This window comes from Yinghuangia soli (genome assembly GCF_021502675.1).
In the GTDB taxonomy this organism is placed as follows: domain Bacteria; phylum Actinomycetota; class Actinomycetes; order Streptomycetales; family Streptomycetaceae; genus Yinghuangia; species Yinghuangia soli.
The window spans coordinates 82,778-83,704 of the sequence record NZ_JAKFHA010000006.1 but is presented as its reverse complement, the minus strand read 5'-3'; the positions used below and the strand labels follow the sequence as shown (position 1 = coordinate 83,704).

At 72.2% G+C, this 927-nt stretch carries 2 protein-coding genes; one reads left to right on the top strand and one right to left on the bottom strand.

Annotated elements, in window-relative coordinates; genetic code table 11:
• Positions 1-131: 131 nt before the first annotated feature.
• Positions 132-365 (bottom strand): DUF4287 domain-containing protein, encoded by a 234-nt coding sequence (locus LZ495_RS13450; RefSeq protein WP_235052395.1) that lies wholly within the window; start codon positions 363-365, stop codon positions 132-134.
• A gap of 109 nt (positions 366-474) precedes the next feature.
• Here LZ495_RS13450 and LZ495_RS13445 point away from each other — a divergent pair, with 109 nt between their 5' ends.
• Positions 475-921 carry a hypothetical protein gene (locus LZ495_RS13445; protein WP_235052394.1) on the top strand — a complete coding sequence of 149 codons (447 nt, stop codon included), beginning with the start codon at positions 475-477 and terminating at the stop codon, positions 919-921.
• Positions 922-927: the final 6 nt, after the last annotated feature.

The following is a 927-nucleotide window of genomic DNA, read 5'->3' as shown; positions in this document are numbered from 1 at the left end:
GTGCGTCGGGTGCTTTGTGCTTTTTGTGTAGTGGGTCGGGGGGGCGCGGCGCCCCCCCCCCCCCCCGCCACTGGTGTCTGCGGGCACTTCTCGTCGACGGTAGGAGGAGGGTTCCGGGGGCGGTCTCGGTATCAGCGCATACCCCGGGCCGCGCGGCGGCGGTCGTGTTCGCGCATGATCGCGGTGGCGTGGCCGTGCGCGATGCTGTGCTCGTCCTGGAGCCAGTGGACCCGGTCCTCGAAGCGGGAGAAGCAGGGGCCTTCGTCGATCTCCTTGAACCATTCGGGGAGTTCGCGGCCGGTGACGGCGGGGACCCGAGCGAGGAGGTTGCGGTGGGTCTCTTCGGAGAAGTGCGGCAAGGACATAAGCGCCTCCGGTGAGCGTTCCGTGACCCGAGCGTGCATGACGGGCGAACGGTTGGCAACTGGTCGAAGCGCATCGGTCGATGCGATCACCGAACGGTACGCTCCGGATATGTCCACCCTCCCCGCTGGAACACCCCGGCAATCGTCCGGAGACGGGTCGGCTTCACCGGCCCTCAACACGGCGGCGCTTGCCCGGGAGGTGCGCCGGCTCGCGGACCGCTTCCGGCACTTGTCGGAGTCCAGACTGCGCGGCCTGATCTCCCCTGATGACCCGTCAGATCCCGGTCGCTCGCGGGCCGATGCGGGTCTGGAGCTGGCCCGCGCGCTGGCCGCGCTCGGCGATGCGCCGGCCGGCCGCAAGGTGCCGGACCTGGGAGTGTTCGCGGTCGGCGACCAGATCGCGGTGACCGGCCTCGACCTGGTCGCGGGGCTGGACGGCGGCCGCGGCCGGGAGTTGCCCGCGGCGTCCGCCGCGGCGCCGGATACGCCGGCGGCGGCCGAGGCGGTGCTGGACGAGGCGCTGCGCGCGGTGCGCGAGCTGGCCGCGCTCGTCTGACGGTTG

Excerpts from the sequence above, each read along its gene's own strand:
- LZ495_RS13450 (WP_235052395.1), bottom strand. The coding sequence starts at position 365 with ATGTCCTTGCCGCACTTCTCCGAAGAGACCCACCGCAACCTCCTCGCT.
- LZ495_RS13445 (WP_235052394.1), top strand. The coding sequence starts at position 475 with ATGTCCACCCTCCCCGCTGGAACACCCCGGCAATCGTCCGGAGACGGG.